Origin of the sequence: Cryobacterium mannosilyticum (assembly GCF_004402705.1) — a bacterium.
Classification (GTDB): Bacteria; Actinomycetota; Actinomycetes; order Actinomycetales; family Microbacteriaceae; genus Cryobacterium; species Cryobacterium mannosilyticum.
The window spans coordinates 34,172-48,375 of sequence record NZ_SOFM01000029.1 but is presented as its reverse complement, the minus strand read 5'-3'; the positions used below and the strand labels follow the sequence as shown (position 1 = coordinate 48,375).

At 71.3% G+C, this 14,204-nt stretch carries 14 protein-coding genes; 3 read left to right on the top strand and 11 right to left on the bottom strand.

All coding sequences use genetic code 11. The features are described 5' to 3' along the window. Positions 1–6: 6 nt before the first annotated feature. The 8 genes from E3O32_RS10765 to E3O32_RS10730 all read right to left on the bottom strand — a co-directional run bounded on the left by E3O32_RS10765 (position 7) and on the right by E3O32_RS10730 (position 9,309). Entirely contained in the window at positions 7–876 is an 870-nt protein-coding gene (locus E3O32_RS10765; RefSeq protein WP_134509368.1) for an ABC transporter permease, read from the bottom strand. Further along, positions 873–1,805, bottom strand: coding sequence for an ABC transporter ATP-binding protein (locus tag E3O32_RS10760; protein ID WP_134509366.1), 933 nt, complete (start codon positions 1,803–1,805; stop codon positions 873–875). Before E3O32_RS10760 ends, E3O32_RS10765 begins: the two co-directional genes overlap by 4 nt. A gap of 142 nt (positions 1,806–1,947) precedes the next feature. Continuing rightward, positions 1,948–4,056, bottom strand: a complete 2,109-nt coding sequence (locus E3O32_RS10755; protein ID WP_134509442.1) for an acyl-CoA dehydrogenase family protein — start codon at positions 4,054–4,056, stop codon at positions 1,948–1,950. Positions 4,057–4,387: 331 nt separating this feature from the next. Continuing rightward, on the bottom strand, positions 4,388–5,077 hold the full coding sequence (locus tag E3O32_RS10750) for a class I SAM-dependent methyltransferase (protein ID WP_241974796.1): 690 nt from the start codon (positions 5,075–5,077) through the stop codon (positions 4,388–4,390). Between the two features lie 3 nt (positions 5,078–5,080). After that, positions 5,081–7,081 carry a DNA helicase RecQ gene (gene recQ, locus E3O32_RS10745; protein WP_134509364.1) on the bottom strand — a complete coding sequence of 667 codons (2,001 nt, stop codon included), beginning with the start codon at positions 7,079–7,081 and terminating at the stop codon, positions 5,081–5,083. 9 nt (positions 7,082–7,090) lie between these two features. Further along, positions 7,091–7,783 (bottom strand): copper resistance CopC family protein, encoded by a 693-nt coding sequence (locus E3O32_RS10740; RefSeq protein WP_134509362.1) that lies wholly within the window; start codon positions 7,781–7,783, stop codon positions 7,091–7,093. A gap of 9 nt (positions 7,784–7,792) precedes the next feature. Next, complete coding sequence (locus E3O32_RS10735) at positions 7,793–8,500, bottom strand: YcnI family copper-binding membrane protein (RefSeq protein WP_134509360.1); 708 nt, start codon at positions 8,498–8,500, stop codon at positions 7,793–7,795. 140 nt (positions 8,501–8,640) lie between these two features. Continuing rightward, positions 8,641–9,309 carry a hypothetical protein gene (locus tag E3O32_RS10730; RefSeq protein WP_134509359.1) on the bottom strand — a complete coding sequence of 223 codons (669 nt, stop codon included), beginning with the start codon at positions 9,307–9,309 and terminating at the stop codon, positions 8,641–8,643. A 124-nt stretch (positions 9,310–9,433) separates the two neighbouring features. Between E3O32_RS10730 and E3O32_RS10725 the strand changes: the two genes are divergently transcribed. Continuing rightward, complete coding sequence (locus tag E3O32_RS10725) at positions 9,434–10,363, top strand: EamA family transporter (RefSeq protein WP_134509357.1); 930 nt, start codon at positions 9,434–9,436, stop codon at positions 10,361–10,363. Between the two features lie 297 nt (positions 10,364–10,660). Here E3O32_RS10725 and E3O32_RS10720 read toward each other — a convergent pair whose 3' ends face one another. Both E3O32_RS10720 and E3O32_RS10715 read right to left on the bottom strand, forming a co-directional pair. Next, a complete protein-coding gene (locus E3O32_RS10720) occupies positions 10,661–11,074 on the bottom strand; it encodes a GreA/GreB family elongation factor (RefSeq protein WP_134509355.1) in 414 nt (137 codons plus the stop codon). Positions 11,075–11,134: 60 nt separating this feature from the next. After that, the gene (locus tag E3O32_RS10715) at positions 11,135–11,728 is read right to left on the bottom strand and encodes a helix-turn-helix domain-containing protein (protein WP_134509353.1); all 594 of its coding nucleotides are present in this window, start codon (positions 11,726–11,728) and stop codon (positions 11,135–11,137) included. 90 nt (positions 11,729–11,818) lie between these two features. On the opposite strand from E3O32_RS10715, the gene E3O32_RS10710 reads away from it, so the two are divergent. Both E3O32_RS10710 and E3O32_RS10705 read left to right on the top strand, forming a co-directional pair. Continuing rightward, on the top strand, positions 11,819–12,784 hold the full coding sequence (locus E3O32_RS10710; protein WP_134509351.1) for an NAD(P)/FAD-dependent oxidoreductase: 966 nt from the start codon (positions 11,819–11,821) through the stop codon (positions 12,782–12,784). A gap of 73 nt (positions 12,785–12,857) precedes the next feature. Further along, positions 12,858–13,112, top strand: coding sequence for a putative antibiotic biosynthesis monooxygenase (locus tag E3O32_RS10705; RefSeq protein WP_174776505.1), 255 nt, complete (start codon positions 12,858–12,860; stop codon positions 13,110–13,112). Positions 13,113–13,403: 291 nt separating this feature from the next. On the opposite strand, the gene E3O32_RS10700 is transcribed toward E3O32_RS10705, so the two are convergent. Beyond that, a complete protein-coding gene (locus E3O32_RS10700) occupies positions 13,404–14,177 on the bottom strand; it encodes an enoyl-CoA hydratase/isomerase family protein (protein ID WP_134509349.1) in 774 nt (257 codons plus the stop codon). Between the last annotated feature and the right edge of the window lie 27 nt (positions 14,178–14,204).

The following is a 14,204-nucleotide window of genomic DNA, read 5'->3' as shown; positions in this document are numbered from 1 at the left end:
TGGACTCTACGCGTCCCGCCGCTTCAGCAGCACCGCTGCGCCGACCAGGCCGGCCGCGAGCCAGCCGAGAACGACGAGCAGGTCGACCCACCATTCGATCGGCACCTGGCTGAACGACATCAGCCCGAACATGTTGATGCCGGCGTTGGAGACCAGGTAGGGCAGCAGCGAGGTCGCCCACGCGGCGGGGATCATCTGCAGCACGATCGGCACGAGCAGCACAATGCCGAGGACGACGGCGATGCCGCCGGCGCCGCTGCGCACGATCGTTCCGATTCCGAGGGCGAAGACCGCGATCAGGCCCAGGTAGAGGGCCCCGCCGAGCACCGGGAAGAGCACGGCCGGATCGAACAGGCCGGCGTGCAACCCCTTGCCGGAGAGCACGGCCGAGGAGACCAGGTAGGACCCGACGGTGCTGACCAGGCCGACCAGGAAGGTGGTCACGAACAGCACGGCGGCCTTCGCCCAGAGGGCAGGCAGCCGGTTCGGCACGGCGGCCAGGGTGGACCGGATCATGCCGGTGGAGTATTCGCCGCTGATGGTCAGCACGCCGAGGACGGCGACGATCAGCTGCCCGAAGAACACCCCGAAGGTCGAGGACTGGGCCACGAAGGTGGCCTGGTTCGCGGCCGGCACCATCGAGACGTCGGCGCCCTGCAGGTCCAGCGAGGCGGACATGATCGCGGCCAGTCCGAGGGAGAACACCACGAGCAGCGCGTACGACCAGACGGTCGAACGCACGCTGCGCAGTTTGATCCACTCCGAACGGATGAGGCCTGCCGCGCTCAGCCGGATGGCCGCCGCGTCCTTCCCCGGGCCGGACGGTGTCGCGTTCGGAGCGGCCTCGGGGGCGGTGGGCAGTGTGGTCGTGGTCATCGTGCTGCCTCCTGCAGTTCCGCGGAGCCGCCCGTGCGGTACTCCACCTCGTTTTGGGTGAGGGCCATGTAGGCGTCCTCGAGCGACGCGCCGATGCTGGTGAGCTCGTGCAGCACGATCCCCGCGGCGGCGGCCTGTTCGCCGATCTCCACGGCGGAGATGCCGGTCACGTCGAGCGTGTCCTGCTCGCCGGCCGTGACGGTCACGTCAGGCTGGGCGAGCAGGGTGGCCAGGCGGGTGGCCTGCGGGCTGCGCACCCGCACCGTGTTGCTCCCGGCGCCGCCGATGATGTCGGCGACCGGGGCATCCGCTATCACGCGTCCCCGGCCGAGCATGATCAAGTGGTCGGCGGTGAGCGCCATTTCGCTCATCAGGTGCGAGGAGAGGAGCACGGTGCGCCCCTCCGCGGCGAGGTGGCGCATCAGGCGACGCACCCACTGGACGCCCTCCGGGTCGAGGCCGTTGACCGGCTCGTCGAGGATGAGCACGGCGGGGTCGCCGAGCAGGGCCGCGGCGATGCCGAGGCGCTGCCCCATGCCGAGGGAGAAGCCGCCGACCCGCTTGCGGGCGACGGAGCCGAGCCCGGTGAGTTCGATCACCTCGTCCACCCGGCCGGCGGGGATGCCGTGGGTGGCGGCCAGGGCCAGCAGGTGGTTGCGGGCCGAACGGCCGGTGTGCACGGCCTTGGCGTCGAGCAGCACGCCCACCTCGCGGAGCGGCGCCGCGTGTTCGCGGTAGTGCTTGCCGTTCACGGTGACCGAACCGGCGCTCGGCCGGTCCAGCCCCACGATCATGCGCATGGTGGTGCTTTTGCCGGCTCCGTTCGGGCCCAGCAGGCCGGTCACCTTGCCGGGCTGCACGGTGAAGTCGACCGCGTCGACCGCCGTCTTGCTTCCGTAGCGTTTGGTCAGGGACTGTGCCTGGATCATCCGTCTCCTCGTTTTCGTCGCGGGGCCGTTGTCGCGTATCTGACAACGGCTACCAACGACGCTACGGGCGACGGATGCGGCGCGCATCGGCCGGGCGGCCCCACCTGGGCCGCCCGGCCTCGTACCTGGGTACGACCTGCTACTACTTCTTCTTCGCCGCCTTCTCGGGGGCGGGGGCCTGCCCGGACGCCCGCAGGGTGCGGTAGTAGTCGCGGGCCTCGTCCTGCCGGTCCTTCTCGGCGCCGCTGGCGATGCTCGACCGGAGGTGGTCCTGGCTGTAGCCGAACGCGTCGACGAGGTCGATCGCGTGCGGACGCAGCCGCGCGATGATCCGGTCGATGTAGGCCGTCACCGACTGGGCGCGCTGCGCCGAGAGCCGGCCGTTGATCAGGTACCAGGCCAGGTGCTTCTCGACCAGGCCGAGTCCGAAGAGGTCGCGCAGCCAGGTGAGCACCTGCCGGTTGCCCTCGTCTTCGGTGGCCTCCACGGCCTGGGTGAACGCCTCCCACTGCAGCAGCTCGCCGTGCGAACGGGCGGCCTCGATCAGGGCGTCCTGGTACGAGTTGAAGAGAGCGGCGGCTTCCTTCGCCGGGAGCTTCGCGGCCGGGCGCAACTTGCCGGCGATCTCGCCGATCATGGTCTCGACCCGGTCGGTGAGCAGCTCCCGCTGCACATTGGTCTCCCGGAGGGCGCCGACCGAGCGGGCGGTCGAACCGAAGTCGGAGACGGCCTGCGCCAGCGTGCGGAGTCCGGTGCCGTGGTAGGCGCGGTCCGCGGCCTGGGCCACGACGTAGCGGGCGAGCACACCGGTGCCGGCATGGGCGAACTTGCGGCTGTAGTCGGTGAGCAGGCGCTTGGCGACGAGCTGCAGCAGCACGTTGTTGTCGCCCTCGAAGGTGGCGTAGACGTCGAGGTCGGCCCGCAGCCCGACGAGACGGTTCTCGGCCAGGAAACCGGCCCCGCCGCAGGCCTCGCGGGCCTCCTGGAGGGTGTCGAGGGCATGCCAGGTCGACAACGGCTTGAGGGCGGCTGCCAGGGTTTCCAGGTCCTGGCGGTCGGAGTCGGTGTCGGCCGTGCCGCTGAAGACCTGGTCGAACTTGACCAGGAACTGGTCGTGCGCGAAGGTCTGCGCATAGGTCGTGGCCAGGCGGGGCAGCAGGCGGCGCTGGTGGCGCTGGTAGTCGAGGATGACCTCTTCGTCGGTGTCGCTGCCGGCGGTGAACTGGCGTCGCTGGCTGCCGTAGGTGATCGCGATGGTCAGGGCCATCGCCGAGGCCTGGGTGGCGGCGCCGTCGAGCGAGACGCGCCCCTGCACGAGGGTGCCGAGCATGGTGAAGAAGCGACGCCCCGGGCTCGCGATCGCGCTGCTGTACTTGCCGTCCACGGCGACGTCGCCGTAGCGGTTGAGCAGGTTCTCCCGGGGGATGCGCACCTGGTCGAAGTGCAGCCGGCCGTTGTCGATGCCGTTGAGCCCGCCCTTGAGGCCGTCGTCCTCGCCCCCGATTCCGGGCAGGAACGCCCCGGTCTCGTCGCGGAGCGGCAGCCAGAACGCGTGCACGCCGTGGTTCACCCCCTGGGTGATCAGCTGCGCGAACAGCACGGCGGCGACGCCGTCCCTGGCGGCGTTGCCGAGGTAGTCCTTCCACGCCGCGCGGAACGGGGTGTGGATGACGAATTCCCGGGTTGAGGGGTCATACGTCGCGGTCGTGCCGATGCTGGCGACATCCGACCCGTGGCCGGTCTCGGTCATCGCGAAGACGCCGGGGGTCTCGAGCGTCATGATGCCGGGGAGATAGGCGTCGTGGTGCTTCTTGGTGCCGAGGTGCAGCACCGCCGCACCGAACAGGCCCCATTGCACGCCGGCCTTGATCTGCAGGCTCGGGTCGGCGGTGACGAGTTCCTCGAAGCCGGCGATGTTTCCGCCGTGGTCGTCCGAGCCGCCCAGGTCCTTCGGGAACGCGCGGTGCACGTGACCGTTGGCGGCGAGGATCTTCAACTGGGCGAGCACGCGGTCACGGTGCTCGGTCATCGACTGGCCCTCGATCCGGTGCAGGTCGGCGCGGGCGGTGAGTTCGCGGGCGAGCACCCGCACATCGGCCCAGGTGCCGAGCAGCTGGCGGTTCAGTGCGGCGATGTTCACGGTCGGGGCGCCGGGGTGACCGGCCACCGTGACCGGGCCGGTGTCGACGGCCGGAGTGGCCGGGGTTCCGGTCGTGTTGAGGGCGGTGTAGCGCTGGGCAGTGTCAACCATCATTGGTCCTTCGTCTTCGCGCGGAATTTTATTACACGCTAGGTCGAGGACCGGGCACACGGAAATAGTGCGTGACGGGGCTACAACAAAGCGTGCTGGCCCCGGCATACGTATTGTAGGAATCCACAGCCGTATCACGCTTGGAGTCGGGCTAATCCACAAACGGCCGTGCTCGGCTGTGACCGCCAGGGCCCTCTTCCCCGTCGAATTCGACGGAGATATTCCCGAAAATGCGGCTGCAGACCCCAAAAAACCGCCGAATCCTCAAAATCTCCGTCGAATTTGACGGGGGGCGAGGGGCGGGGCGGCGGGAATGTGTGCGGCGGACGGGTTACGACGGGTTGCGGGCGATGATGTGGAAGACGTGCCAGTGCCTGGGACCCATCGCCGACTGGCCCGGGCGGTCGTCCTCGACGAGGCTGTGGATCTCCAGGCCGGCGAGCAGCGACTCGACCTCGGCCCGGTCGTGGAAGTTCATTTCGGCCCGGCCGGCCCAGTCGTCGTGCGGCCCGAACAGCTCACCGGCGAACCAGGCCCCCGGTTTCAACGCGGCACGGATGTCCGCCCAGAGCCCGGGGAACGCGGCCGGGTCGCAGAACGGCAGGGCGAAGCCCGCGTAGACGAGGTCGGCGGGAGGGAGCTCGGGCAGGTCCTCGAACCGGGCCTGGCCGAAGGCCAGCCGGCCCAGCTCCGCGGGGTGCAGGCCCCGCTGCACGAGGTCCTTCGCGCCGGGGTCGGCGTCGAACGCCAGGACGCGCCAGCCGGCCCGGAGCAGGTGCCGGGTCTCCGTGCCCTCGCCGCAACCCAGGTCGATCGCGGCACCGGCCGGGGTGTCCCCCCGACGCCGAAGTGCCTCGACCAGCACCGACCGGGCGGACCGGCCGGCCTGGGCGTCGTAGTAGGCAGGCCAGTCCATCGGCCCGGCGCCCATCGGCCCGGCGCCCATCGGCCCGGCGCCCATCGGCCCGGCGCCCATCGGCCCGGCGCCCATCGGCTTGCTGCCTGTCGGCTCGGCGCCCATCGGCTAGGCGCCGGCCGTGACGACCTCGAGGATCGCTGCCCCGTAGGAGTCGAGCTTCTTGGCGCCGACCCCGGAGATGCCGTCGAGGTCGGCCAGGCTGGTCGGCCGGGTCGCGGCGATCGCGAGCAGGGTCGCATCGCCGAAGATGATGTACGCGGGCACCCCCTGCTCCTTGGATTGCACGGAGCGCCAGGTGCGGAGCGCCTCGAACAGGGTTTCCTGCTCGGGGCTGAGGTCGGCGGCGGCGGCCTTCGCCGCGCTCTTCCGCGCGCCGGCCGCCGGGCGGGCGGCCCGTTCGGGTTCGGTGCGCAGTTCGACGGTTCGGCGCCCGGCGAGCACCTCGGCGGCGGCATCCGTGAGCACGAGCGTGCCGTATTCTCCGGAGGTGGCGAGGAATCCCTGGGCCAGGAGCTGGCGCACGACCCCGCGCCACTGCTGGTCGCTGAGGTCGGCGCCGATACCCCAGGTGGCCAGCTGGTCGTGGCCGTGCTGGGTGGTGCGCGGGGTCACCTTGCCGCGGAGGATGTCGATCAGCTGGCCGGCGCCGAAGCGCTGGTTGCGCTCGCGCAGGAGGCGCACGACGGTGGAGAGCAGCTTCTGCGCGGCCACGGTGCCGTCCCAGCCGACGGGGGGCTCGAGGCAGGTGTCGCAGTTGCCGCAGGGTTCGCTCGGCTGGCCGAAGTAGCGCAGCAGGTTCACCCGACGGCAGCTCACGGTCTCGCAGAGCGCGAGCATGGCGTCGAGGTGCGCGGACAACTTGCGCCGGTGCGCGAGGTCGCCGGGCGACTCGTCGATCATGCGGCGCTGCTGCACGACGTCTTGCAGTCCGTAGGCGAGCCAACCGGTCGACGGCAGGCCGTCGCGGCCGGCGCGGCCGGTCTCCTGGTAGTAGCCCTCGACCGACTTGGGCAGGTCGATGTGGGCGACGAAGCGAACGTCGGGCTTGTCGATGCCCATCCCGAACGCGATCGTGGCGACGATGACGACGCCGTCCTCGCGGAGGAACCGGGACTGGGTGCGGGCACGCAGGCCCTGGTCGAGGCCCGCGTGATACGGCAGCGCGTTGACGCCGTTCTGGCGCAGGAACTCGGCGGTCTGCTCCACGGTCTTGCGGCTGAGCGCGTAGACGATCCCGGCGTCGCCCTGGTGCTCGGCGCGGATGAAGGCGAGCAGCTGCTTGCGCGGTTCGGCCTTGCCGACGATGCGGTACTGGATGTTCGGCCGGTCGAAGCTCGCGACGAAGTGGCGGGCCTGGCCCAGCTGCAGACGGGTGGTGAGTTCCTTGTGGGTGGCATCCGTCGCCGTGGCGGTGAGCGCGATCCGCGGCACGTCGGGCCAGCGGTCGGCCAGTTCGGACAGGGCGAGGTAGTCGGGCCGGAAGTCGTGCCCCCACTGCGACACGCAGTGCGCCTCGTCGATGGCGAAGAGCGCGATGGTGCCGCGGTCCAGGAAGCGTTTGGTGGCCTCGGAGGAGAGCCGCTCGGGGGCGACGTAGAGCAGGTCGAGGTCGCCGGCGAGATAGTCGCGTTCGACCTGGCCGCGGGCAGCGGAATCCTGGCTCGAGTTGAGGAACGCGGCGCGCACGCCGACCGCGGTCAGGGCATCGACCTGGTCCTGCATCAGGGCGATCAGCGGCGAGATGACGATGCCGGTGCCCTCCCGCACGAGCGACGGGATCTGGTAACAGAGGCTCTTGCCGCCGCCGGTGGGCATCAGCACGACCGCGTCGCCGCCATCGATGACCTGGTCGATGATCTGCGCCTGTTCGCCGCGGAAGGAGTCGTAGCCGAAGACCGTGCTCAGCGCTTCCGCGGCCGTGGCGAACTTCGCGGTGGCGCGCCGGGGCGCGGCTACCGGGGGGCGCCCGCCGGAGGCCGTTTCGGCCGAGCCGGATGCCCCGGCGAACGCGGCATCGGCGTAGCCCTCCGGCGGGGGCGGGGCGTCGAAATCGTCGGGTGGTTCGAACTCGTCAGGATCCCACGGTATTTCGGCGTTCCAACTCACCCGGCAACTCTACCCGCGACCTCCGACGGACTCCTCCTCCTCCTCTTCCGCTTCCGGGCCGGCGGCCGACGTCCGGCCGCGCCGGTTGACCACGAGCAGGGTGCCGCCGATGGCCAGGACGACGGCGCCCAGGGCGCCGCCGATCCAGGCCAGGTCGCCGACGCCCGGGCCGGCCGGCGCGGAAGCGGGTGCAGGGGCATCCGCCCCGGTCTGCGCCGTGCCACCGCAGCGGGGAAGCGCCGGTGACCCCTCGGCCAGTTTCTGGCCGGCGGCCGGCTGCCAGCTGAAGGTGTAGTCCTTCGACACGGCGTGCCCGTCGGTGGAGACGACCTGCCAGATCACGGTGTACTCCCCCGGCTGGCCGAGCTGGGCCTTGGTTTCGATGCTCGGCCCGAACAGGGTGACGCAGCCGTCGCCGTAGTAGAGCGGGGTGGCCGCGCCGGCAGGGCCCCGGATCGCCATGGCGTTCCCGGAGCCCTCGCCGTGCAGGTCGAGCAGCTGGTCGTTCGTCGTCACCGTGAACGTGCCCGGCTGCTCGGTCACGACCGCGCCCTCGGACGGCGACGAGCCGACCGGATAGTTGTGCGCGAAGGCGGGCGCGGCGGATCCCCCGACCAGTGCCGCGACGACGGCGGCGGCGCCGAGCACCCTGACCGACCAGCGGCGGTTCCCCGCGCCGTGCGTCTCCCTGTTGCCTCGCATGGATCGAGCCTAGACCGACCGCTTGGTGCGTCGCCCGGTCACGGCCAGCACGATGCCGATCGCCCCGACGACGAGCCCGCCGACTCCGAGCACCCGGGCGAGCACGTCGTCGCCGGGGGCCGCGGCCGACGTCGCCTCGGCATCCGTGGCACCGGCCGCATGGCCCTGCTCACCGCCTGCGACGGCGGCCGTCACCGCGACGGACGGCGCCGGATGCTCCGGCTCGGCCTCGCCCTCCACGGCGTGCTGGTCCCAGGCCGTCGACCCGGTGGCACAGGTCTGCAGCACCGGGAACTCCAGGGTCTGCCCGGCCGCGTCGGCCGGGAGCGGCACGCTGAGGTCGAAGGTGGTGCGCAGTCCGTCTTCCATCGGGGTGATGGCCGTGTAGACGACCCGGCCGATCCGGGTGCTGATCGTGTTTCCCTCCGCGTCGGTGATCGGCTTGGCCAGGTCGACCGAGGTCTTCGCCACGGTCCAGCCGGGGTTGACCGTGGGGGTGACGCTGACGACGCTCTCCGGGATGCTGATGCTGATGCTCGTGGTCGGCGAACCGTCGCAGCCGTGCGGCAGCGCAAAGCTGAGCACCGCGTGGGAGCCGGCCGCGGTCGACGACGGGTCGATGTCGATGTGAGCGCTGGCCGCGAGCGGGGCTACGAGAGCGAGGAAGGTGCCGGCGGCGAGGGCCGACGCGGCGAGGGCGGTTTTCTGGAACTTCATGGGGTGTCCTTGCTGTGGGGCGCGCCGGCGGGAACGCAGGACGAGGCCTGCAGAGGGTTCGGCGCGGTGGCGCAATCGGTCTGGTCTTAACGATGTCCGACGCGCGGGGCCGACTAGACGGGAGCGTCAGGCAGGCAGCGTCAGGCGGGCAGGGAGACCGGCGGGCCACGATGCCGCATGGTCGAGAGGAGCACGCTCAGGTCTCGGGGCGTGAAGACCCGGGCGGTGGCCACCGTGCGGCGCGGCGACCGCGGCGGCAGCGTGAGGGCGTGCTGCGCGAACAGCGCACGGATGATCGGGCGCGCGTTCTCGAGGAGACCCCAGAACGCGCGTTCACCGAACCGGAGGGCGAGGATCGTCACGGCGGCGGCGGCGAGGTGGGCCAGCCGCATGGCGATGCCGTCGGCGGGGCCACCGGCCATGGCACCGGCCATGGCGCCGGTCATGGCGCCGGAGCCGAGGCGTCCGGAACCGGGCGCGGCGAGCAGCGCCGGGTCGGCCAGGACGGCGATCCAGCGGTGGTCGTGCGGCGCGGCAGAGGGCGTCGCCATCGCACCACCCGAGCCGCCGAGCGAGAACAGGCCGTGGAAGATCAGCTGGCTGGCGAGCACGGACAGGCTCACCCGCCAGAGCGAGAGGGTGCGGCCGGCCAGTCCGACGCAGACGATGCCGGCGAAGGCGACGGACAACAGAACGGGTAGGAGAGCCGGGCCGGACCCGCCGCCGAGGGTGTGTGAGAGCGCGGCGACGAAGGTCGAGAACAGGGCGGCGATCCAGCCGCGGGCGAACCGTGCCCACCGTGTGGTCATCGTCGCCCCCTCGGCCCGTTCGCTCCCACCCTACCCGGCACCGGACGACGGGCAGGCGGGACGGCGGGCAGGCGGGACGGCGTCTCGCCCCGGCTCCGCCGCCGCTCGCTAGGCTGGGCTTCTCATGCTCACCGCGGGACTCGGCCTCATCGGGGCGCTCATCTTCGGCAGCGCCGACTTTCTGGGCGGCCTGGCCGCGAAGCGGATGAGTTCCATGCTCGTGACCGCGGTCGCCGCGGCATCCGGTCTGGCCGCGCTGCTCCTCGCGCTGCCGTTCGTCGGCGGCGTCTGGTCGCCGCAGGCCGTGTTCTGGGGCGCCCTGTCCGGGGTCAGCGGGGCCATCGCCATCTCGCTCCTGTACGCCTGCCTCGCGATCGGGCCGATGAGCATCCTGTCCCCGCTCACCGCGGTGGTGTCCGCGGTGGTGCCGATGGCGGCCGGACTGGCCGGAGGCGACCGGCTCGCCCCGATCGGCTACTGGGCCCTGGGGCTGGCCCTGGTGGCGGTCGTGCTGGTCGGCTTCGTCCCGGAGAAGGGTGCGGTGCGGCCGAGCACGGTCGGGGTGCTGATGGCGCTCGGCTCCGGTGCCATGATCGGCGCGTTCATGATCATGATCGACCTGACCCCCGACGACAGCGGGCTGGTTCCGCTGGTGCTGAACCGCGCCGTGAACGGCACGATCATGTTCGTCCTGGTCGGCGTGCTGGCCCTGGCCGGCCTGCGCCGACGACGGATGCCGGCCGTGCCGGCGACGGGCCGGTCACGGGCGGCGGGCGCCCCGGGCCCTCGGGCCGCGCTGCCGCTTCGGCGCCCGACCCTGCTGGTGGGTCTCCGGCTGGCGGCGGCCTGCGGCGTGGTCGACGTCACGGCCAACTTCCTGCTGCTCCTCGGGATGCGGGCAGGGGACCTCAGCGTGATGAGCGTGCTCACCGCGATGTACCCGGCCGGCACGATCCTGCTCGCGGCCGTGGTGTTGCGGGAACGCATCGCGCCCGTGCAGTGGCTCGGCCTTGCCCTCGCGCTGGCCGCCGCCGGGATGCTCGCCGCCGCCTGATCCGTGCCGGCGGCGGGTGGGGGTCGGGCGAATGTCGCTGTGGGGCGGCCACCCGAGGCAGCCCCACAGCAACTCATCGAGCGGGTCGTCGGCCACAAACCCGAATTGTGGCGGGGAACCCGAACGGATGCCACGACTCGCGTGCGAGCCGCAGGTACAGGCAGCATATTGCGCCGCGCCCGGCACCAGCGGCAGCAACACGCCAGTGAGCCGGGTCGAACTTGTGGGACGGGACCGTGATGGCGAAGTGAGGAGACCCGGCCGGAGGCCTCCGCAGCGGCCGACCGGTCGACCGCCTCAGCCGGCGTAGGGGACGGCGGCGAGGATCTCGATCCGAACGCTCGGGTTGGAGGGGGTGGCGTACGTGACGGTGTCCCCGACATAGGAGCCGATGATGGCCCGGCCCACCGGTGACGACGGGGAATACACATCGATGTCCACGCCGGGATCGAGCGAAGCGAGTTCGCGTTCCCCGAGCAGGAACACGGTCGCCCGGGTGTCGCCGGAGAGCATCGCGGTGACCCGCATCCCGGGTTCGACCAGCCCGTCGTCCGGTTTGATCTCGGATTCGGAATGACGAAGGGTCTTTCGCAGCGCGCGGATGCGGTCGACCGTGCTGGCGTCGGGACGGGGGTGCGTGGCCAGTTGCGCGAGTTCCTCGATCATCGAGGCGAGCGCGCTGGGCGGGACCCAGACTGTTCCTGCGGTCATGGGATCTCTCCGTAACGTACGCGAAACGCTCGTGCGTTCCGCAGTGGTCAATCCACCATGCTACCGGCGAACCTCGCCGGGGGGTCGGGCGCGCACGTGGATGCGCTCTCCCTGCTTGCCGAACATGCTCAGGATCTCGACAGCCCCCGCGCCGGTCGACCCGAACCAGTGCGGGTTCCGGGTGTCGAATTCCGCGGCTTCGCCGGTTCCCATGATGATGTCGTGCTCCCCGAGGACCAGCCGCAGCCGGCCGGAGAGCACGTAGATCCACTCGTAGCCGGAGTGGGTTCGCGGCTCAGGGTCGCGATCCGTCGCGGGGATGGACATCTTGAACGCCTGCGGCTCGCCCTGGTGCACCGACAGCGGGGTGAGGGTGCGCCCGTCGGTGCGGGTGGACTTCTGGAGCACGCGGGGGTCTTCGATCCTCGGCGGCGTGACGACCTCGTCGAAGGGCACCCCGAGGGCGGCCACGATCGGCAGCAGGAGTTCGAGACTGGGCTTCCGCTGCCCCGATTCGAGGCGGGACAGCGTGCTCGTGGAGATCCCGGTTGCCTTCGACAGCTCGGCCAGGGTCAGGTCCTTCTTCTGGCGGATTCTACGCAGCCGGGGCGCGATCTGGCTGAGCGCGGTCTCGATGCGTTGCGCAGTGCTCATGCGCCCATCGAATCAGCTTCTCCCTGTTTCGGCAACAAAACTTCCACTCCGCGCCCCGGCGGTGGGACTCTGTGTGCGGAGGTGGTGACAATGACCGAGAAGACACACCACGATGTGATAATCATCGGCGCGGGAGCCGCGGGGCTGAGCGCCGGACTGGTGCTCGCGAGGGCCCGCGCGAGCGTTCTGCTGCTCGATGCCGGCGAACCGCGCAACGCACCGGCCGCCCACATGCACGGCTTCCTCTCCCGGGACGGCATGGCGCCGGCGGAGTTCCTGGCCGTCGGGCGGCGCGAGGCGACTGCCTCCGGCGCCACGATCGAGCCCGCGACGGTGAGAGGAATCGAGCGCCGCGACGACGGCGGATTCGACGTGACCCTGGCCGGCGGCACGGTCGAGGTCACCCGGACCCTGCTGGTGGCGACCGGACTGAAGGACGAGCTCCCCGGCATCCCCGGAGTGAGCGAACGATGGGGCGCGCTGGTGCACCACTGCCCGTACTGCCATGGCTACGAGGTGCGGGACCGTTCGATCGGCGTGATCGGCGGGGCCGCCCGCGAGATGTCACTCAAGCAGGCCGGGCTCCTGCGCCGGTACAGCGACCGGGTGACCCTCCTGACCAACGGCATCGAGCTGACTCCGGCCGAGCGGCACTACCTGGGGGCCTTCGGCATCCGGATCGTCGACGGCACGGTCTCCCGGCTCAGCGGAGAGGTTGACGGCCCCGTCGCGGTCAGCCTCGATGACGGACACTCCCTCGAGTGCGAGGCCGTGTTCATCGCTCCCGTCCCCCGCCCCACCGATGATCTCCTGCGCTCCCTGGGCTGCGAGGCCGACCCCCGCACCGGGCTCGTCGCCGTCGACGCGGCCGGCCAGACCAGCGTTCCCGGCGTCTGGGCCGCGGGCAATGTCGTCACGCCCAGCGCACAGGTCATCACCGCGGCCGGCGCCGGAAGCGCCAGCGCCATCGCGATCAACGGATGGCTGCTCCAGCAGGACATCGTCGCCGCATCCGCCGGCCGGCAATCCGGCGGCCGGCAATCCGCCGGCCGGTAGTCCGCCTGACCGAGCTCGATTCACGACCACTCTCAACTCACAACCACTGCATGACCCAACGAAAGGAACAACCATGTCCATGTCCCAGCCGAACCAGAGCAGCCCCGCGTCAGCACCCCCGTCCGTGCACGTCAGGGCGATGATCACCTGGATCGCCATCTTCCCGCTCGTGACCCTGGGCTTCTTCGCGATCGCGCCGTTCGCGGCCGACTGGAACCCGGTTCTCCGGGCGTTCGTGCTGTCGATCGTCGTGGTGCCCGTCGCCGTCTACCTCGTGGTTCCCCAGCTGATGCGTGCCTACCGCGCGCTCCAGGGCCGCCGCCGCTGACCGACCGGCGGATCTCAGTGACGAGCGGCGGTGTTTCCTGCCGCTGGTCCCAGACGCGTGGCGCATGGAGACGTGCACGTGTCCGCGCGTGTTCGCCCGCCTCCATCGCACTGCTCCCGGGGTGTCTCACGACCAATGGTGAGCAGCCAGGGGATGCCAGATACTCCGGCCGCTCTGAAGTCCGGCGGTAGTGCCGCAGAGCCTGGGCAGGGTGCGGTCTCGACAGGCTCGACCACCGGGCGGCGCCGGGGCTCGATCACCCGACGGGTGACCTCGGGGATGGGGAAGCGGTCAGTCCCGTCCGGTGAACACCGGCCGGCGCTTCTCCTGGAACGCGGCGAAGCCCTCCCGGTAGTCGTTCGTGGCGCAGAGTGCGGCCTGGGCGCGGTTCTCCGCCGCGACGCTCTCCCACAGCCCGAGCCGGTCGTCGCGGAGCGCCCGCACGAGCTCCTTGCTGGCCAGGAACGCCTGGGTGGCACCGGTCGCGGCCCGCGCCGCGGCCTCCTCGGTCGCCGCCCGCACCGCGTCGGCCGGGAAGACCTGGCTGAACAGCCCGGCGGCCACCGCCTCGGCGCCCGACATCAGCCGGCCGGAGTAGATCAGGTCGAGGGTTCGGTGCGCGCCGAGCCGCTCCACGAACAGGGCGTGCCCGCCCGAATCGAGCGTGGCGCCGAGGTTGGCGAACGGGGAACCGATCTTCGCCGTGTCGGCGACGTAGACGACATCCGTCGCGATCAGCAGGCCGAGGCCCACGCCGAGGCAGGCGCCGTGGGCGACCGCGAAGGTGGGGGCCGGGAAGGCGCTCATCCGTCTGAGCAGGGGGGTGACCAGGCCGCCGAGGAACCCCATCACGTCGTCGCTTCGCGGGTCGACGCCGGCGATGTCGCGCCCGGCGCAGAACGCCCGGCCCTCGCCGCGCAGCACGAGGGCGCGCACCCCGGCCGTCTCCGCCGCCTCGTAGGCGGCGTCGAGTTCGGCGAGCGCGGCCGCGTCCAGCGCGTTGAGCCTGTCGGGGGCGTTCAGGACGACGTGTGCGACGTCGTCGCGGATGGTCAGTTCGATCACGGCTGGTGGCCTCTCAACGATGGTCGG